The organism is Lichenibacterium dinghuense (assembly GCF_021730615.1).
Taxonomy (GTDB): domain Bacteria; phylum Pseudomonadota; class Alphaproteobacteria; order Rhizobiales; family Beijerinckiaceae; genus Lichenihabitans; species Lichenihabitans dinghuensis.
This window is the reverse complement of record NZ_JAJLMN010000001.1, coordinates 4,711,849-4,729,195: the sequence shown is the minus strand read 5'-3', so window position 1 is coordinate 4,729,195 and position 17,347 is coordinate 4,711,849. Positions and strand designations below refer to the sequence as shown.

At 71.5% G+C, this 17,347-nt stretch carries 18 protein-coding genes; 8 read left to right on the top strand and 10 right to left on the bottom strand.

The features are described 5' to 3' along the window. Nucleotides 1-220 precede the first annotated feature (220 nt). Nucleotides 221-1,009: a sulfite exporter TauE/SafE family protein gene (locus L7N97_RS22685; RefSeq protein ID WP_237480529.1), complete on the top strand. Its 789-nt coding sequence runs from the start codon at nt 221-223 to the stop codon at nt 1,007-1,009. Between the two features lie 19 nt (nt 1,010-1,028). On the opposite strand, the gene nrfD is transcribed toward L7N97_RS22685, so the two are convergent. Genes nrfD through L7N97_RS22670 form a run of 3 tightly spaced genes read right to left on the bottom strand, consistent with a single transcriptional unit; the run spans nt 1,029 to nt 3,162 of the window. After that, nucleotides 1,029-2,030: an NrfD/PsrC family molybdoenzyme membrane anchor subunit gene (nrfD, locus tag L7N97_RS22680; RefSeq protein WP_237480528.1), complete on the bottom strand. Its 1,002-nt coding sequence runs from the start codon at nt 2,028-2,030 to the stop codon at nt 1,029-1,031. Continuing rightward, nucleotides 2,027-2,932: a 4Fe-4S dicluster domain-containing protein gene (locus L7N97_RS22675; protein ID WP_237480527.1), complete on the bottom strand. Its 906-nt coding sequence runs from the start codon at nt 2,930-2,932 to the stop codon at nt 2,027-2,029. The genes nrfD and L7N97_RS22675 overlap by 4 nt, the downstream gene beginning before the upstream one ends. Further along, nucleotides 2,929-3,162, bottom strand: coding sequence for a hypothetical protein (locus L7N97_RS22670; protein ID WP_237480526.1), 234 nt, complete (start codon nt 3,160-3,162; stop codon nt 2,929-2,931). Before L7N97_RS22670 ends, L7N97_RS22675 begins: the two co-directional genes overlap by 4 nt. 135 nt (nt 3,163-3,297) lie before the next feature. On the opposite strand from L7N97_RS22670, the gene fdh reads away from it, so the two are divergent. Continuing rightward, nucleotides 3,298-6,507: a formate dehydrogenase gene (gene fdh, locus L7N97_RS22660; RefSeq protein WP_305069264.1), complete on the top strand. Its 3,210-nt coding sequence runs from the start codon at nt 3,298-3,300 to the stop codon at nt 6,505-6,507. Between the two features lie 4 nt (nt 6,508-6,511). After that, the gene (locus tag L7N97_RS22655; protein ID WP_237480523.1) at nt 6,512-6,817 is read left to right on the top strand and encodes a hypothetical protein; all 306 of its coding nucleotides are present in this window, start codon (nt 6,512-6,514) and stop codon (nt 6,815-6,817) included. Here the strand turns inward: L7N97_RS22655 and L7N97_RS22650 are convergent. Continuing rightward, complete coding sequence (locus tag L7N97_RS22650; protein WP_237480522.1) at nt 6,811-7,140, bottom strand: hypothetical protein; 330 nt, start codon at nt 7,138-7,140, stop codon at nt 6,811-6,813. The two genes, L7N97_RS22655 and L7N97_RS22650, sit on opposite strands and share 7 nt — an antisense overlap. A gap of 188 nt (nt 7,141-7,328) precedes the next feature. Between L7N97_RS22650 and L7N97_RS22645 the strand changes: the two genes are divergently transcribed. Further along, nucleotides 7,329-8,300, top strand: coding sequence for an SMP-30/gluconolactonase/LRE family protein (locus tag L7N97_RS22645; protein WP_237480521.1), 972 nt, complete (start codon nt 7,329-7,331; stop codon nt 8,298-8,300). Nucleotides 8,301-8,313: 13 nt separating this feature from the next. Here L7N97_RS22645 and L7N97_RS22640 read toward each other — a convergent pair whose 3' ends face one another. Beyond that, a complete protein-coding gene (locus tag L7N97_RS22640) occupies nt 8,314-8,895 on the bottom strand; it encodes a Uma2 family endonuclease (protein WP_237480520.1) in 582 nt (193 codons plus the stop codon). 141 nt (nt 8,896-9,036) lie between these two features. Between L7N97_RS22640 and argJ the strand changes: the two genes are divergently transcribed. Together argJ and L7N97_RS22630 are read left to right on the top strand one after the other, a co-directional pair. Further along, entirely contained in the window at nt 9,037-10,284 is a 1,248-nt protein-coding gene (gene argJ, locus L7N97_RS22635) for a bifunctional glutamate N-acetyltransferase/amino-acid acetyltransferase ArgJ (RefSeq protein WP_237480519.1), read from the top strand. Nucleotides 10,285-10,430: 146 nt separating this feature from the next. Continuing rightward, the gene (locus L7N97_RS22630) at nt 10,431-11,768 is read left to right on the top strand and encodes an outer membrane protein (RefSeq protein ID WP_237480518.1); all 1,338 of its coding nucleotides are present in this window, start codon (nt 10,431-10,433) and stop codon (nt 11,766-11,768) included. A gap of 146 nt (nt 11,769-11,914) precedes the next feature. Here the strand turns inward: L7N97_RS22630 and thpR are convergent, their stop codons facing one another. Next, entirely contained in the window at nt 11,915-12,445 is a 531-nt protein-coding gene (thpR, locus tag L7N97_RS22625; protein ID WP_237480517.1) for an RNA 2',3'-cyclic phosphodiesterase, read from the bottom strand. A gap of 234 nt (nt 12,446-12,679) precedes the next feature. Here thpR and L7N97_RS22620 point away from each other — a divergent pair, with 234 nt between their 5' ends. Then, nucleotides 12,680-12,853, top strand: a complete 174-nt coding sequence (locus L7N97_RS22620; protein WP_237480516.1) for a hypothetical protein — start codon at nt 12,680-12,682, stop codon at nt 12,851-12,853. 7 nt (nt 12,854-12,860) lie between these two features. Here L7N97_RS22620 and L7N97_RS22615 read toward each other — a convergent pair whose 3' ends face one another. Next, nucleotides 12,861-13,886, bottom strand: coding sequence for a lysine-2,3-aminomutase-like protein (locus L7N97_RS22615; protein ID WP_237480515.1), 1,026 nt, complete (start codon nt 13,884-13,886; stop codon nt 12,861-12,863). After that, the gene (gene epmA, locus L7N97_RS22610) at nt 13,883-14,929 is read right to left on the bottom strand and encodes an EF-P lysine aminoacylase EpmA (protein WP_237480514.1); all 1,047 of its coding nucleotides are present in this window, start codon (nt 14,927-14,929) and stop codon (nt 13,883-13,885) included. The genes L7N97_RS22615 and epmA overlap by 4 nt, the downstream gene beginning before the upstream one ends. A 114-nt stretch (nt 14,930-15,043) precedes the next feature. Here epmA and efp point away from each other — a divergent pair, with 114 nt between their 5' ends. Then, a complete protein-coding gene (gene efp, locus L7N97_RS22605; protein ID WP_237480513.1) occupies nt 15,044-15,610 on the top strand; it encodes an elongation factor P in 567 nt (188 codons plus the stop codon). A 40-nt stretch (nt 15,611-15,650) separates the two neighbouring features. On the opposite strand, the gene L7N97_RS22600 is transcribed toward efp, so the two are convergent. After that, on the bottom strand, nt 15,651-16,454 hold the full coding sequence (locus tag L7N97_RS22600; protein ID WP_237480512.1) for a pyrimidine 5'-nucleotidase: 804 nt from the start codon (nt 16,452-16,454) through the stop codon (nt 15,651-15,653). Further along, nucleotides 16,451-17,344: an acetylglutamate kinase gene (gene argB / locus L7N97_RS22595; RefSeq protein ID WP_237480511.1), complete on the bottom strand. Its 894-nt coding sequence runs from the start codon at nt 17,342-17,344 to the stop codon at nt 16,451-16,453. The genes L7N97_RS22600 and argB overlap by 4 nt, the downstream gene beginning before the upstream one ends. Between the last annotated feature and the right edge of the window lie 3 nt (nt 17,345-17,347).

The following is a 17,347-nucleotide window of genomic DNA, read 5'->3' as shown; positions in this document are numbered from 1 at the left end:
GCATCGGCAGCTCGGCGCGTCGGGCCGGCGCCCTGCACTCCCCTCGGTCGGGTTCCCCCCGTGCAGTCCCTTGTCGGATCCGAGCATATCGTCTACTCAGGATATAGACTTTGTTCGAACTCAGCTCGGGAACTCGGCGGCACAGCCGACATTGTGGCGAAGCGTCGGTCCGCGCGAGCGGGCCGACGCTTCGCCGCGCCGGCGCGACACGGGGCCGTCCATGACTTGGCTGCATTCCATCAACTGGGTCTACTCGGCCTCCGGCTTCGGCATCGGCCTGCTGGTCGGCTTCACGGGCGTCGGCGGCGGCTCGCTGATGACGCCGCTGCTGGTGCTGCTGTTCGGCTTCCACCCGTCGACCGCGGTCGGCACGGACCTGCTCTACGCCGGCCTGACCAAGAGCGGCGGCACGGCCGTGCACGGGTTCAACAAGACCGTGGACTGGCGCATCGTGGGCCGGCTCGCCCTGGGGAGCCTGCCCGGCACGGCGGCGACGCTGATCGCCCTCTCGTTCATCGACACGGGCAGCGCCAAGGCCGGCGCGACGATCAACACGGTGCTGGGCGTCGCCCTAATCCTGACCGCGCTGACCCTGGTGCTGCGCCGCTGGATCCAGGCCCGCATGGCGCGGCTGAGCGAGCGCCTGACCGACCGGCAGACCTTCGCCCTCACCGTGGCGCTCGGCCTGTTCCTCGGCGTGATGGTATCGCTCACCTCGGTGGGCGCCGGCGCGATCGGCGTCACGGTGCTGCTGGTGCTCTACCCGCGCATGCCGACCGTTCGAATCGTCGGGTCCGACATCGCCCACGCCGTGCCGCTCACGCTGCTCGCCGGCGCCGGCCACTGGTGGGTCGGCTCGGTCGACTGGGCCCTGCTCGGCTCGCTGCTGGTGGGGTCGCTGCCCGGCATCGCGGTCGGCAGCCAGCTCGCGTCCCGCGTGCCAGACGCCGTGCTGCGCCCCATCCTGGCCGGCACGCTGGTGATCGTCGGCGCGCGCCTGGCGCTCTAAGCCGCGCCGCGGCCGAGGCTCAGCCGCCGACCTCGGGCAGGTTCTTCGGCACGGAGAAGCGGAACGACACGTCCGGCCGCCGCGCCGACACGTTGCCGAGGCTGAGCATCGAGGTGCGCAGCGTCGCGCTGCCGAGCAGCGTCAGCGCGCCCGCCGCCACGGAGGCGGCCCGCGGCCGCCGCGCCGCGAAGCGGGTCGCCGCCAGGAGGCCGAGCGGCGCCGCGACGCCGAGCAGGGTCGCGCCGACCTGCTCGACGCGGCCCGGCACGCTCGCGTAGGCGCCCGCGACGCCGACCCTCTTGTGATGCCCCTTGGTCACCGCGGACAGCACGGCCTCGACCGCGAGGGCGCAGAGCTGCACGTCGTCGAGCTTCGCGCGGACCGCGGGATTCCGTTCGCCGAGCGCCAGCGCGGCCGCGCCCGTGGCGATCGACGACGAGCCGAAGCGCACCGCCAGCGTGGCCGGCGCCGACGCCCAGACCGGCGTCGAGGTGGCCGACAGCAGCGCCGCCGTGTAGGTGCAGAGCCCGGCGCCGGCCAGCGCCGCCGGCACGCCCGCGGCGTCCGACGCGGCATCCAGCCAGCTCCGCTCCGGCCAGCGGTCCGCTCCGGCCCGCGCCGCCGCCGAGGCCACGGCGAAGCCCGAGAAGCTCATCAGGAACCAGGTCCCGATCGACATGGGCGAGGTCGCCTTGGCGACGCGCAGCATGTTGTAAAAGCGCTTCGGCGTGTGGAGGTCGTAGACCAGCAGCGCGGAGCCGATCGTGGGCGCGAGCAGCGACAGGTAGCGCCCGCGCCGCACGGCCCCGGCGAGCGCGGGGTCCTTCGCCGCCGCCGCGACCGTCGCCAGGATCTGCGCGGAGCCGGACAGGCCGGCCAGAAAGATGTAGCTGCCCACCACGGTGGGCTCGAACGGCCAGGGCTTGAGCTGCTGGCGGCCGTAGTAGGTCGTGCCGTCGTAGCGCTCGAACGGCTTCAGCGAGGCCGCGATCCCGGGCTCTGCGCGGGGGTGCTCGTTCATCGGCGGGCGTCCCGGCGCGACAGGATGACGGAGGCCGCGGTGGCGAGCGCCGCGACCGTGAGCAGGCCGGAGAACATGCTCGGCGCCACGCGGTTCGAGGCGCGCGTCGGCGCCACGGGGAAGTTGTAGGTTTCCGGCCGGTCGGTGAGCAGGAAGAAGGCGTTGAGGTGTTCGAGCCCGCCCGTGGCGCCCGGCGCACCCGGCGTGCCGTAGAGGTAGGCGCTGCCCACCCCCTGCCCGTGCAGTTGCTCGACGCGCTTTTCGGCGCGGGCGTGGAGGTCCGAGATCTCGCCGAACTGGATGGAGTCCGTCGGGCAGGCCTTGGCGCAGGCCGGCTCCAGCCCGCCCTTCAGGCGGTCGTAGCAGAGCGTGCACTTGTGGGCCTTGCCGTCGTTCTCGCTGACCGCCACGACGCCGAAGGGGCAGGCCGGCACGCAATAGCCGCAGCCATTGCAGATGTCCTGCTGCACCACGACCGTGTCGAACTCGGTGCGGAAGATGGAGCCGGTCGGGCAGGCCTCCAGGCAGGGGGCGTTGTGGCAGTGCTTGCACACGTCGCTCAGCATCAGCCAGCCGCTCTGGAAGGGCGCTTCGGCGTCGTCGCGCACGCCGCCGCAGCCCTTCTTCTCCACGAATGCGACGTGGCGCCAGGTGTTGGCCGACAGCTCGCCGGTGTTGTCGAAGCTGTGGCCGGTCAGGCCGAGGTGGTCGGCGGGCAGGTTGTTCCACTCCTTGCAGGCCACCTCGCAGGCCTTGCATCCGATGCAGACCGTGGTGTCGGTGAAGAAGCCGTAGGACCTGCCGGGCTCGATCTTGACCCCGGCGGTGAAGCGCGACTCGTCCGGGATCATCCGGTCGAGGCTGGAGTCCTGGAACTCGTCGATGCGCGGATGGTAGTTCACCGGGCCACCTCCGGCCGCAGGTCGATCCGCTGCGCGACGTGGCCGATCACGTCCTTGCCCGGCTTGTACGCGACGCGGACCGGCGCCTGGCTCTCGGCCAGCGGCCCGAGCTGGGCGGGCTCGGCGGCGCACCAGGGGCCGAGCGTGAACAGGTGGCCGACCCCGGCCTCGTCGGTGAGCTGGAAACGGCTCTCCTGCACCAGCGTGATCCGGCCGTCCATCGTCGCCATGTCGTGCTCTCAGCGCATATCGCTGTCGGGCAACGTGCCCGACAGGGCCTTGTTGCAGGGCGCGGCGGCGCGCCGCCGGAACCGGGGCCGAATCCGGCCCATTGAGGATCCGACGAGCGCGATCGAAGGGCCGACATGACCAAAGTGAGCCGAGGGCCCGGTGGCCACTTGCGGAAGTTCCTGCAGGACTGGTCGATCCCGCGCCAGATCCGGGGCGAGAGCCTCAGGACCAAGGCGGCGGAAAGCCAGACCTCGCGCGACCTGCGCCCGCGACTGGAGCAGGCCGACCGCGTCGGCACCTCGATCTGCCCGTTCTGCGCGGTCGGCTGCGCGCAGCTCATCTACGCCAAGGACGGCAAGCCGATCCACATCGAGGGTGACCCGCGCTCGCCGGTGAACCAGGGCACGCTCTGCCCCAAGGGCGGCGGCACGCTCGGCCTGCTGCTGTCGCCCGAGCGCGTCACGGACGTGCTGTACCGCGCGCCCCACTCCGATAAGTGGGAGAAGAGGCCGCTCGAATGGGCGATGGACCGCATCGCCGATCGCGTGAAGCAGACCCGTGACGAGACCTTCGTCGAGCGCCTGCCGGACGGGCGAACGGTCAACCACACGCTGGGCATCGGCTCGCTCGGCGGCGCCACGATGGACAACGAGGAGAACTACCTCATCAAGAAGCTCTTCGGGGGCGGCCTCGGGATGCTCAACATCGAGAACCAGGCCCGCATCTGACACTCGTCGTCGGTACCCAGTCTGGGGACGTCGTTCGGGCGAGGCGCCGCCACCATGGCGCTGTGGGACCTGGAGAACAGCGACTGCATCGTGATCATGGGCTCCAACATGGCGGAGAACCACCCGGTCGCGTTCCGCTTCGTCGTGGAAGCCAAGCGCCGCGGCGCGACGATCATCCACGCCGACCCGCGGTTCACGCGCACCTCCGCGCTGGCGGACGTGCACGCGCCGCTGCGCTCGGGCTCCGACATCGCCTTCCTGGGCGGCATCATCCACCACATCCTCGAGCACGACCTGTGGTTCAAGGAATGGGCGATGGCCTATTCCAACATCGCCCACGTGATCGAGGAGGGCTACGTCGACTCCGAGGACGCCGCCGGCATCTTCTCGGGCTTCGACGCCGCCGCCGAGACCTACGACGAGAAGACCTGGCAGTACGAGGGCAAGACCGTGCCGTCCTCGGTCGCCGAGCACCGTGCCGCCTCGCGCGAGGGCGAGCAGGGCGACTACCAGTCCATGAAGAAGGGGCCGCCGCACCGCGACGAGACGCTGCAGCACCCGCGCTGCGTGTACCAGATCATGCGCCGGCACTTCGCCCGCTACACGCCCGAGATGGTCGAGGAGGTCACCGGCTGCCCGAAGGCGACCTTCCTCAAGGTCGCGGAGGCGCTGGCCAAGAACTCGGGCCGCGAGCGCACGGGCGCCTTCTGCTACGCGGTCGGCTGGACGCACCATTCGGTGGGCGTGCAGATCATCCGCGCCTGCTCGATCATCCAGGGGCTGCTCGGCAACGTCGGGCGGCCGGGCGGCGGCATCATGGCGCTGCGCGGCCACGTGTCGATCCAGGGCTCGACCGACATCCCGACGCTCTACAACATGCTGCCGACCTACCTGCCGCAGCCCAACGCCTTCCACGACCACATGTCGCTGGACAGCTACCTCAAGGTCGAGACGCCGCCGACCGGCTGGTGGAACAACTTCCCCAAATACATGGTGAGCCTGCTCAAGGCCTGGTACGGCGACCTCGCCACCGCGGGCAACGAATACGGATACCAGAACCTGCCCAAGCTCACCGGCGACGTCAGCCAGGAGCCGATGACGCTCTGCATGGTGGACGGCACCGTGAAGGGCCAGTTCATCCTGGGCCAGAACCCGCTCGTCGGCGCCGTCAACGCCGACATGGTGGAGCGCGGCCTCGGCCGGCTCGACTGGCTGGTGGTCCGCGACATGGCCCTGATCGAGAGCGCGGACTTCTGGAAGAAGGGCCGCCTGATCGAGAAGGGCGAGCTGACCCCGGCCGACATCGGCACTGAGGTGTTCTTCCTGCCCTGCGCCTTGCCGGGCGAGAAGGACGGCACCGTCACCAACACGAGCCGGCTCGTGCAGTGGCACGACCACGTCGTCGAGGCGCCGGGCGACTGCCGCTCGGACCTGTGGTTCATCTACCACCTCGGCCGCCGCCTGAAGGCGCTCTACGAGGCGAGCACGGAGACGCGCGACGCCGCCATCAGGGCGCTGACCTGGGACTACCCGCTCAAGGGCGAGAAGCGGGAGCCCGACGCCGAATCGGTGCTGAAGGAGATCAACGGCTACACGGTGGCGGACCGAAGGCAGGTCGCCAAGTACCAGGACCTCAAGGACGACGGCTCAACGGCCTGCGGGGGCTGGATGTACTGCGGGGTCTTCCCCGAGGAGGGCGTCAACAAGGCGCGCTCCCGCCGGCCGGACTCGCCGACCGGCAAGGGCGACGCCCACCTCGACTGGGCCTTCGCGTGGCCGTCCAACCGGCGCACGCTCTACAACCGCGCCTCGGCTGACCCGGAAGGCCGGCCCTGGTCGGAGCGCAAGAAGCTCGTCTGGTGGGACGAGGCGGAGGGGAAGTGGGACGGGGACGACGTGCCGGACTTCGTGCCGACCAAGCGGCCCGACATGCGGCCCGACTGGTCGACGGAGCCGACCGGCATGGAGGCGCTCGGCGGGGATCGGCCCTTCATCATGGAGGCGGACGGCTTCTGCCAGCTCTTCGTGCCGACGGGCCTCAAGGACGGCCCGCTCCCGACCCACTACGAGCCGCTGGAGAGCCCCGTCCGCAACCCGATGGGCGGCCAGCAGGTCAACCCCACGGCCAAGATCTGGGCGCGGCCCGGCAACGAGCTGCACGCCCCGGAGGACCCGCGCTACCCCTACGTCTTCACGACCTACCGACTGACCGAGCTGCACTGCGGCGGCATCTCGACCCGCATCATGCCGCACACCGCGGAGCTGCAGCCGGAAGCCTTCGTGGAGGTGTCGCCGGAGCTGGCGGCCGAGCTCGGCATCGAGCACCTCGGCTGGACCGTGCTGTCGACGTCGCGGACCTCGATCGAGGTCAAGGCCATGGTGACCGAGCGCGTGCGGCCCTTCCGGATCGCGGGGGGCACCGTGCACCAGATCGGCATGCCGTGGGTCTTCGGGCGGCTCGGCTACAACCCGGGCGCGGTCGCCAACGCGCTGCTCGCCATCACGGGCGACGCCAACACGTCGATCCACTCGACCAAGGCGATCACCTGCGGGCTGCGGCCGGGGCGGCTGACCGAGGCCGAGCGGCACCCCGGCCCGCGGCAGGCGGTGGAGTAGCGCCATGGCGGACATTCAAGCGGGACGGGACGCCCTCGCCCACCTCGACCAGGCCCTGGCGGACCGTCCGAAGCGCGACGGCAGGACGCTGAAGGGCGCGATCCAGAAGGTGGGGCAGTTCCGGGACCACTTCATCGCGCGCCACCGGGCGGAGGCCGGCACGCGGTGGCGCCCGGAGCTCGAGCGCGTCAATGCGGTGCTGAGCGTGGTGATGGCGGCCGAGTTCCCCATCGGCGAGGTGCCGTGGGACGAACTCGAGAAGGCCCGAGCCTGGCTCGACGAGCTGCTGCGGGAGCAGGCGCCTCAGTAGCCGGCCGGATAGGCCGCCTGCGTGGCGTACCTCTTCACGCGCGGGAGCGGGACCAGCGTGAGTCCGGGGTCGACGGCGCCTGGCATGCTGCCGGGATCGTTGAACACCACGGTCCGCGGCTGCCCGGTGTAGCGGCTGCGCTCCAGCGCCAGCGGCTGCGCGACGCGGGCCTCGACGGTGCCGACCCGGATGCCCTCGTGCGTGTAGGCCGGGAACACCACGACGGCCGGCAGGCATTCCGTCACGACCGGGTCACAGGCCCGCGCGGCCGTGGGGGCCGACAGGCCCGCTATCGCGGCCAGGAAGAGGGCGGTTCTGCGCATGGACGGCTCCCGTGGGCTCGCGGCGGCCCGGACCACGACGGCCCGGAGGGGCTTTCGGTTCCGTCACCGGCGCCGCGGGCGGCGCGGGGTTTCGCCGGGCGTGGTTGACCAGCGGTGAAGCCGCGGCCGCGCCGAACCCGCTCCGGATGCCGCGGCTTCCCCAGGTCCACCGCCGAAGGAAGATCGCCATGACCGACGACGCGTCGCTGCTGCCGGGCCGCCTGCTGCGCCGGGCCGGGCCGCCGGAGAAGCTGGAGGCCTTCACCGGCGTCGAAGTCCACGACCCGCGGCTGGAGGAGGTGCTGGCCGCCGACGCCGAGCCGGTGATCCTCTACCAGTTCACCCTGCACGGCGAGGGCCTGGTCTGGGACGCGCCGAACGGCCGCCTCGCGTGGTCCGACGTGCCGAACCGCCGCCTGCTCGGCTGGCACCCGGACGGGCGGGTCGAGGTGCTGATCGACAACACGCAATTCATGAACGGCAACGCGCTCGGCGCCGACGGCGCGCTGGTCCACTGCGAGCACGGCCGCCGCTGCATCAGCCGCTCGGACGGGCGCGGCGGCGCGACCCCGATCGTGACCCACTACGAGGGCCGCCGCCTGAACTCGCCCAACGACGTGACGGTGGCGGCCGACGGCGCGATCTGGTTCACCGACCCGACCTTCGGCATCCTGATGCCGAACCAGGGCTCGCTCGTCGAGCCGGAGCTGGACCACCGCTCGGTCTACCGCTTCGATCCCGCCACGGGGGCGCTGCGGCGCATGGCGGACTTCGAGCAGCCGAACGGGCTGTTCTTCTCGCCCGACGGCCGCATCCTCTACGTGTCCGACACGGCCCGCTCGCTCGGCGAGATCATCGGCGGCCACGAGAAGGACACGCACGAGATCGTGGCCTTCGACGTCGGCCCGGACGGGACGCTGTCGAACCGGCGCTTCTTCCTGCGCACGGATCACGGTTACCCGGACGGCTTCGCGGTGGACGCGCGCGGCTGGGTCTGGTCGACCTCGGGCGACGGCATCCAGATCTACGCGCCGGACCGCACCAAGCTCGGCTTCTTCCCGACCCCGGCGACGCCGTCGAACTGCTGCTTCGGCGGGTCGGACATGAAGCGCCTCTTCGTGGCCGCGACGGACTACCTGCTCGCGATCGACCTCCGATGACCGCGCCGCGGCGTCACGGAGCCCGCAGGCGGGGCGGGAAGGCGACGCCATCGTAGACCTCGGCCAACCTCAGCACCACGCCGAGGTCGGCGAGTTCCACCGCGGTGTCGAATCCTTCCACGTCCCGACGGACCCATTCACGCCCCGTATCGCGGCTCCAATGGACCAACAGCGGCATGTCGGGCTCCACGAAGACGAGGTGGTCGAGGGTTTCCACCGCCTTGTACTCGCCGAGCTTCTCGAACGTGTCGAAGTCGCGCGTGCCCGGCGACAGGACCTCCAGCACGAGGCGGGGCTCGGCGGCCTTGAAGCCGTTCGGGTCGCGCCGGCCGCAGTCGACGCCGAGGTCGGGGCGGCGGATCTGGCCCTTCGATGTTTCGACGCTGCCGTCGGCGGTGAAGGGACGGCAGGGGCCGCCGCGGAGCTGACGTCGCAGCTCGGCGAGGACGTTCACAACGATGTCGTCGTGGACGTTGCGGGTGCCAGCCATCATCTTCAGCGGGAAGCCGCCGACGAGCTCGTAGCGGTCCGGCTGACGCTCCTGCCAGGCGAAGAAGGCCTCCAGGGTCCAGCGCTGCGGGGCGGGCTCGGCCATGGCACGGTCTCCCTGTCGATCGCGGGTCCTGGCACGACACTAGCACGATCCGGCTCCGGCGCCGCGCCGAGCCTTCTCCCGGGCCCGCGTCGCCGCTAGAACCGGCCCGCGGCGCACCGCCGCGCGAGGAACCCGCGCTCCATGGCCACTCCCGTCCCCGTGTCGCCCCTGGCGCCGACCTCCGTCCCCGACATGCCCCCGATCCCCGGCCTGCGCTTCGCGGCCGGCGAGGCCGGCATCCGCTATAAGGGCCGCACCGACGTCACGGTGGCGGTGCTGCCGGAGGGCACGGCGGTCGCGGGCGTGTTCACCAAGTCGCGCTGCCCGTCCGCGCCGGTCGACTGGTGCCGCTCGAACCTGTCGCAGGGCCGCGCGCGCCTGCTGGTGGTGAACTCGGGCAACGCCAACGCCTTCACGGGCCGCACGGGCGTGGCCTCGACGAGGCTGACGGCCGAGCTCGCGGCCCGCGCGTCCGGCGCCGCGACGAGCGAGATCTTCCTCGCCTCGACCGGCGTCATCGGCGAGCCGCTCGACGCGTCGCGCTTCGACGGCGTGCTCGACCGCCTCGTGGCGGAGGCGCGCGAGGACGGCATCGCCGACGCGGCCCGCGCCATCATGACCACGGACACCTTCCCCAAGCTCGCCACCGCGACGGCGGACCTCGGCGGCGTGCCGGTGACGATCAACGGCATCGCCAAGGGGGCCGGCATGATTGCGCCCGACATGGCCACCATGCTGAGCTTCGTCTTCACCGACGCGCCCGTCGCGGCCCCGGCGCTGCAGGCGCTGCTGTCGCGCGGCGTCGAAGCCTCGTTCAACAGCATCACGGTCGACAGCGACACCTCGACGTCGGACACGCTGATGCTCTTCGCCACGGGCGGCGCGGCCGCGCGGGGCGCCCCAGCCATCGCCGACCCCGCCGACCCGCGGCTCGCCGCCTTCGCGGAAGCGCTCGACCGCGTGCTGCTCGACCTCGCCCACCAGGTCGTCAAGGACGGCGAGGGCGCCCGCAAATTCGTTTCCGTGACCGTGGAGGGCGCGGATTCGGACGCGGCCGCCAAGCGCATCGCCCTCTCGATCGCCAACTCGCCGCTGGTCAAGACCGCGGTGGCGGGCGAGGACGCCAACTGGGGGCGCGTCGTGATGGCGGTCGGCAAGGCCGGCGAGGCTGCAGACCGCGACCGGCTCGCCATCTGGTTCGGGCCGATCCGCGTCGCCGCCGAGGGCCTGCGCGACCCGGCCTACGACGAGGCCGCAACCTCGGCCTACATGCGCGGGCAGGACATCGACATCCGCGCCGACATCGGCCTCGGCTCGGGCCGCGCCACGGTGTGGACCTGCGACCTCACCAAGCTCTACGTCGAGATCAACGGCGACTACCGATCGTAGGGCGCCGGCGGCGGGGTGGGACGCCACGTCGCAGAAATGCCACAGCACCGCTGAAGTCGCGCCCCGGCCCGGCCGCGGGGTTCCGGGCCGCGTTGGGCTCCTGTACCTTCGGGTTCAGATTTGGGCTCTGCGTCGGGCGAGGTTTCATGCGTCATCAATTGAAGGGCGGCCTCGTCGCCGCGTTGGGGCTCCTGTCGAGCACCGCGCTGGTCCGGGCCGCCGACCTCCCGGCCCGCACGGCCCCGACCCCGGTCTTCGTCGCCCCCATCGTGAACAACTGGGGCGGCTTCTACGCGGGCTCGACCTACGGCTACGACTTCACCAACTTCCGCACCCGCCAGAACGGCGGCGCGGCCCGCAGCCTCGACAAGTCGGGCCAGAGCGGCGGCGGCTTCGTCGGCTACAACTTCGAGTACAACAAGGTCGTGGTCGGCGCCGAAGGCGGCATCGACCTGAACCTCGTGCGCGGCAACGAGCGCGGCAATGCGGGCGGCCTGCCGACTCACCTCGACAGCCTGTACGACGTCCGACTGCGCGGCCGCCTCGGCTACGACCTCGGCATCTTCATGCCCTTCATCGCCGGCGGCGCGGTGATCAACGAGTCCTACCAGTCCACCGAGGCACCGCTGAACGCCGCGGGCGCCAACAAGCAGTCGGTCGGCTACACGATTGGCGCGGGCGTCGACGTCAAGGTCAACCCGGCCGGCTACCTCGGCCTGCAGCAGGGCTTCCTGGCCAGCCTGCTCGGCCCGCTGGTGGTGCGCGTCGAATACCTGCACGACAGCCTGCCCGACTCGACCTACGCCTTCGACGGCCGGTCCTTCCGCACGCATTCGGACAGCGACATCGTCCGCGCCGCCATCATCCAGCGCTTCGGCGACAACCCGCCGCGCCCCTACATCGACGCGGCGACGCAGCAGGTGAACTGGGCCGGCGGCTACGGCGGCGTGTTCGGCGGCGGCGGCTTCATCACGCCCGAGACCAAGAACCTCATCAACGGCGGCAAGACCAAGTTCGACACCTCCGGCGCCCAGGGCGGCCTCTTCACCGGCACGAACTTCATCTTCCGCGACCATTACATGATCGGCGTCGAAGGCTCGACCGCCTACACGGACATCGAGGGCAACGGCCGCGAGCCGACCGGCCCGACGCATTTCCGCAACTACATCAACGCCGACCTGCGCGCCCGCGCCGGCTACGCCTTCGGGTCCTACCTGCCCTTCGTGTCGGCGGGCTTCGCCTACGGCCGCTCGGAGCAGATCAACACGCTCACCGGCTCGCAGCTCGGCCGCGTCAACAACGAGGCCATCGAGGCCGGCGCCGGCCTCGACTACCGCATCTCCGAGCGTGTCTCGCTGCGCGGCGAATATCTCCACGAATTCGGGATCAACGACAAGATCGTGAACCTCAACAACACCAACTACGCGAAGCAGTCGATCGACGGCGACTTCTTCCGCATCGGCGCCGCCTACCACTTCGAGTGAGAGCGGCCGCCGCTCCCCGGGGCGGCGTTTCGCGGACCCGAGCCCGCCCCCCGCACGATGGGGCGGGCTTTTTCGTGTCGTAGCGAGCGGTCGGAGAGCGGCTCTCCCGGCGCGGTTCGAGCCCGCGGGCAGGCACGCCGCTCCCGTCACCCCAGGGGATATTCGGCTTCCACCACGTAGGGGCCGCCGCCGACCGAGTCGCGCGCCGAATACAGGACGAAGGCCTCGGCCTCGAAGCGCCGCGACAGGAAGCCTCGCGTGCCGAGGTAATGCGCCACGGCGACCTGCGACGCGCCGCGCATGCGCGCCAGCGTGACGTGGGGCACGAACCGGCGCGGCTCGGGGGGCAGGCCGATGCGGCGCAGCAGCCGCTCCTGCTCGGCCTGAAGCTCCACCAGCGCCGCCGAGGGCTGCGCCTTGGCCACGATGGCGCGGGGCTTGTCGCCGCCGAAATAGTCGAGCCCCTCCAGCGTCACCGTGACGGGCTTGCGCCGGATGCCGACCATCACCTCGTCGACCGCGTCGGCGGTCTCGGGGTCGATGTCGCCGATGAAACGCAGCGTGAGGTGGTAGTCCTCCGTGTCGATCCAGCGCGCGCCGGTCAGGCCGCCGCGCATCAGCGCCAGTTCCGTCGCGAGTCCGGCGGGGATCTGGAGGCCCGTGAACAGACGGGGCATGGCGGTCCTCCTCGACTCGCTCGACGATGTCGAAAGCCTAGCATCGGCTGTCGGCGGCGCAACACGGGGCCGCCCTGGAGCGGGCCTCGATGGGGTGGAACAACCCGATCGCGTGAAGACGTCCGTAACGACGCGGAACGGGAGGCGGGGTCAACCCCCGCGGCGCGATCGGTCGCGCTTCTCCCCCGTCCCGCGATGGTCTAGATCCGGATCGACGTGAGGAGGACAGCGCCGATGCCGGAGTCGACCGACCAGTTCAAGCGGGCCCCCAAGCGCAAGCCTTCCAAGGGCAAGCGGGTGATCATGTCGGCCGAGCAGAAGGCCGCCTATGCCAAGCTGATCGAGGAGCGCGTCGCGCTCGAGAAGAGCTACGGCCAGCACCTGCCCGGCAACGACAAGGGGCGCTGACCCCCCGTCAGCCGTCGTAGCCGTGGCTCACGCCCCACGGATCGGTGACCACGCCATCGCCGGCGTAGCCGGGCCCGACCGGCACCTTGCCGTGGCCGCCGGGGATGTCGAGCACGTAGGTGGGCTGGCACAGGCCCGACACGCGGCCGCGCAGCGCCCGCATCAGCGCCCGCCCCTCCTCCATCGGCACGCGCAGGTGCGACGTGCCCGGCGCGAGGTCGCCGTGGTGGAGGTAGTAGGGCCGGATCCCGAGTTCCACGAAGCGCCGCATCAGGGCGGCCAGCGTCCCGGCGTCGTCGTTGACCCCGCGCAGCAGCACGGTCTGGCTGACCAGTTGCACGCCCGCGGCCTGGAGCCGGGCGCAGGCGGCCCGCGCCGCATCCGTCAGCTCGCGCGGGTGGTTGCAGTGGACGCCGACATAGGTGCTCTTGCCGGACGCCTGCAACGCCTCGACGAGGTCCGGCGTGACCAGTTCGGGCGCCACCACGGGCACGCGCGTGTGGAAGCGGACGATCCTGACGTGGTCGATGGCGGCGAGGCGCGCCATGACGGCCGCGATGCGGCGCGGCGACAGAATCAGCGGGTCGCCTCCGGTCAGGATCACCTCCCAGACGGCGGGGTGGGCCGCGACGTAGTCGAGCGCGGCCTCGGCTTCGGCGGCGGGCAGCACGGCGTCGGCGCCCGGCCCCACGCGCTCGCGCCGGAAGCAGAAGCGGCAATAGACCGGGCAGACGTGGAGCAGCGTCAGCAGCACGCGGTCCGGGTAGCGATGCACGATGCCCGGCACGGGGCTGTGAGCGGCGTCGCCGATCGGGTCGGCACGTTCCTCCGGCCGATGGTCGAGTTCCGCCGCGCTCGGCACGAACTGCCGCGCGATCGGGTCGGCGGGGTCGGCGGGGTCGATCAGCGCCGCTATCGCGGGCGGCACCGCCACGGCGTAGCGCTCCGCCACCGCGCCCAGCGCCGCGACCTCGGCGGGGCGGATCAGCCCGGCTGCGGCGAGGTCGGCCGGGCTGCGCAGCGTCGCGCTCACCCGCGCGCCACCGGCAGCGCCATGACCTGCTCCACCGCGGGCGCGCCGGCCGCCAGCATGACGAGCCGGTCGAAGCCGAGGGCGATGCCGGACGCCTCCGGCATGATCGCGAGGGCGTCCAGGAAATCCTCGTCGAGCGGGTAGCTGTCCTGCCCGCGCGCCGCGCGGCCCGCCATGGCGGCCTCGAAGCGCCGGCGCTGCTCCGCGGCGTCGGTCAGCTCGCCGAAGCCGTTGGCGAGTTCGACGCCGCAGCAGTAGAGCTCGAAGCGCTCCGCCGCGCGCGGGTCGTCGGCGCAGGGCCGCGCCAGCGCGGCCTCGGGCGCGGGGTAGCGGTCGAGCACCGTCGGCCGGCCGATGCCGAGGTGGGGCTCGACGCGGGCCGACAGGAGCCGGCTGAAGGCGTCCGACCACGAATCGTCCGCGGCGCAGGGCACGCCGGCCGCCTCGGCCTGGCGCACCAGGGCGTCGCGGTCCGGCTCCGCTCGCCCGAGCGTCGCGAGGAGGTCGACGCCGGCGTGGCGCGCGAAGGCGTCGGCGACGCTCACGCGCTCCGGTTCCGCGAAGGGGTCGCAGGACCGCCCGCGGTGGGACCAGTGCCGCGAGCCGGCCGCCTCGGCGGCGGCGGCGAGCAGGGCCGCGCAGTCGTCCATGAGGTCCGCATAGGGCGCGCCGGCGCGGTACCATTCGAGCATGGTGAACTCGGGATGGTGGGTCGCCGAGCGCTCGCGGTTGCGGAACACCCGCGCCAGCGTGACGAGCCGCGGCTCGCCGGCCGCGAGCAGCTTCTTCATCGCGAACTCGGGCGAGGTGTGGAGGTAGAGCCGGTGGGACGCGCCGTCCGGCCCGACGAGCTCGGTCGCGAAGGCCTCGAGGTGCGCCTCGTTGCCGGGCGAGCGCTGCAGGATCGGCGTCTCGACCTCCAGGAAGCCGCGCGCCTCGAACCACCGGCGCAGCGCCGCGGCGATGCGGGCGCGCGCGAGGAGGAAGGGGCGGCGGTCGGCGTAGACGTGCGGCGACCAGGACGGAGAGGCGGAGGCGGGCAAGCGGCGGGGCTCGAAACTCTGGTCACGGATGAGAAAAAAGGTATGGTGCCGGCCGATCGCGCGTCCGGAACACCGTCCCGGACCGCTTAGCAATTTTCCGAAGGTCAAGCACCCGTGAGAGTCATCGCCAGCTCGGTTCGCAAGGGCAACATCCTGGAGAAGGACGGCCAGCTCTACGCCGTCCTCAGCGCCGAGTCCTTCCACCCCGGCAAGGGCACCCCCACCACGCAGATCGACATGCGCCGCATCTCCGACGGCGTGAAGGTGTCGGATCGCTACAAGACCACCGAGCAGGTCGAGCGCGCCCACGTCGAGGACATGAACTTCTCGTACCTGTACCAGGACGCCGACGGCTACACCTTCATGAACGAGGAGAACTACGAGCAGATCGTGGTCTCGGCGGACGTGCTCGGCACCCAGGCGCAGTACCTGCAGGAGGGCATGAAGGTCCAGCTGTCGATCTTCAACGAGACGGCGGTGTCGGCCACCCTGCCCCAGCGCGTGACCCTCGAAGTGACCGAGACCGAGCCGGCCATGAAGGGCCAGACGGCCTCGTCGTCCTACAAGCCCGCCAAGCTGTCGAACGGCGCTCGCGCCATGGTGCCCCCGCACATCCAGCCGGGCACCCGCATCGTCATCCAGACCGAAGACGGCTCCTACGTCGAGCGCGCCAAGGACTGACGCGCGCTCTGCCCTTCTCCCGCGCAGCGGGAGAAGGGCGCTAGGCTTCCCGCGCCAGCCCCAGCTCCAGCCCGACCAGGAAGGCCGCGAGGTCGTCCGTCGCGGCGTCCACGTAGGGCTCCTCTGCGCCGAGCCGCTCCCAGGGCTCGCGGTTGTCCTCGGCCGTGGCGGGCGGCACCACCAGCACCGTCGCCATGCCGCGCTCGTGCGGCACGCGCAGGTTCTTCACCAGGTCCTCGACCATGGCGGCGCGCCGCGGATCGACGCCGTGCAGCTCCAGGAAGCGGTCGTAGGTGGCGGCCTCGGGCTTCGGCACGAGGTCGGCCGACACGATGTCGAACACCGCCTCGAAGCCGTCGGCCGCGAAGCCGAGCTGCTCCGTGGTGCGGAGCGCGTGCTCCTTCGAGCCGTTGGTGAGGATCAGCTTGCGGCCGGGCAGCGCCCGCACGGCCTCGACCAGCACGGGGTTCGGCAGGAGCGAGGTGCGGTCGATGTCGTGCACGAAGGACAGGAACGCCTCGGGCGCGATGGCGTGGTCCTCGATCAGGCCCTTCAGCGTCGTGCCGTAGCGGCGGTAATAGTATTTCTGCAGCCCGCGCGCCGTCATGCCGTCGATGCCCATGAGGTCGGCGAGCCAGCGCGTGATGCGCTCGTCGATCATGGGCCAGACGGGGCTGCCGGCCGGATACAGCGTGTTGTCGAGGTCGAACACCCAGGTGTCGACCTCGGCGAAGCGCGCCCTCACGCGCTCGGGCAGGCGCGGCGGGCCGGACAGCGCCCGCTCCGCCGCCTCCGCCCGCTCGACGACATCGCGGACCGCGGCCTCACTCGGGGGCCCGCTCACCGTGTGATGAGCGTCCCGGCGCCGTGGTCGGTGAGCAACTCCAGCAGCACCGAGTGGGGCACCTTGCCGTCGACGATGACGACGCCCTCGACGCCCTGCTCCAGCGCGTAGATGCAGGTCTCGACCTTGGGGATCATGCCGCCCGTGATGGTGCCGTCGGCGATGAGGTCGCGGATGGCGTCCACCGACAGCTCCTTGATGAGCTGCTTGTCCTTGTCGAGCACGCCCGGCACGTCGGTGAGGAGCAGCAGGCGCTTGGCCTTCAGCGCCCCCGCGATGGCGCCCGCGAATGTGTCGGCGTTGACGTTGTAGGTCGCCCCGTCGGCGCCCTGCGCCACGGGGGCCAGCACGGGGATCAGCTCGCGGCCGAGCACCTGGTCGAGCACGGTGGTGTCGACCTTCGACGGGTCGCCCACGAAGCCGAGGTCGATGCCGGTGTCGCCGTCGACGCCGGTCTCGGCCTGCACCTCGTGCTTGGTGGCCGTCACCATGTTGCCGTCCTTGCCGCAGAGCCCGATGGCCCGGCCGCCCTCGGCGTTGATGAAGCCGACGATCTGCTTGTTGATGGAGCCGCACAGCACCATCTCGACGATCTCGATCGTCGGCTTGTCGGTCACGCGCAGCCCGTTCGAGAACTGCGACTGGATGCCGAGTTTCTTCAGCATGGCGCCGATCTGCGGGCCGCCGCCGTGCACCACCACCGGGTTCACGCCCGACTGCTCCAGCATCACCATGTCGCGCGCGAAGGAGCGGGCCGTGGCCTCGTCGCCCATGGCGTGGCCGCCGTATTTCACGACCACGATCGCGTCGTCGTAGCGCAGCATGTGGGGCAGCGCCTGCGTGAGAATCTCGGCGCGCTCCGCCGGGCTGCCTCGTTCCACGTCCGTCATCGT

Excerpts from the sequence above, each read along its gene's own strand:
- L7N97_RS22685 (WP_237480529.1), top strand. The coding sequence starts at position 221 with ATGACTTGGCTGCATTCCATCAACTGGGTCTACTCGGCCTCCGGCTTC.
- nrfD (WP_237480528.1), bottom strand. The coding sequence starts at position 2,030 with ATGAACGAGCACCCCCGCGCAGAGCCCGGGATCGCGGCCTCGCTGAAG.
- L7N97_RS22670 (WP_237480526.1), bottom strand. The coding sequence starts at position 3,162 with ATGGCGACGATGGACGGCCGGATCACGCTGGTGCAGGAGAGCCGTTTC.
- L7N97_RS22655 (WP_237480523.1), top strand. The coding sequence starts at position 6,512 with ATGGCGGACATTCAAGCGGGACGGGACGCCCTCGCCCACCTCGACCAG.
- L7N97_RS22650 (WP_237480522.1), bottom strand. The coding sequence starts at position 7,140 with ATGCGCAGAACCGCCCTCTTCCTGGCCGCGATAGCGGGCCTGTCGGCC.
- L7N97_RS22645 (WP_237480521.1), top strand. The coding sequence starts at position 7,329 with ATGACCGACGACGCGTCGCTGCTGCCGGGCCGCCTGCTGCGCCGGGCC.
- L7N97_RS22640 (WP_237480520.1), bottom strand. The coding sequence starts at position 8,895 with ATGGCCGAGCCCGCCCCGCAGCGCTGGACCCTGGAGGCCTTCTTCGCC.
- argJ (WP_237480519.1), top strand. The coding sequence starts at position 9,037 with ATGGCCACTCCCGTCCCCGTGTCGCCCCTGGCGCCGACCTCCGTCCCC.
- L7N97_RS22630 (WP_237480518.1), top strand. The coding sequence starts at position 10,431 with ATGCGTCATCAATTGAAGGGCGGCCTCGTCGCCGCGTTGGGGCTCCTG.
- thpR (WP_237480517.1), bottom strand. The coding sequence starts at position 12,445 with ATGCCCCGTCTGTTCACGGGCCTCCAGATCCCCGCCGGACTCGCGACG.
- L7N97_RS22620 (WP_237480516.1), top strand. The coding sequence starts at position 12,680 with ATGCCGGAGTCGACCGACCAGTTCAAGCGGGCCCCCAAGCGCAAGCCT.
- argB (WP_237480511.1), bottom strand. The coding sequence starts at position 17,344 with ATGACGGACGTGGAACGAGGCAGCCCGGCGGAGCGCGCCGAGATTCTC.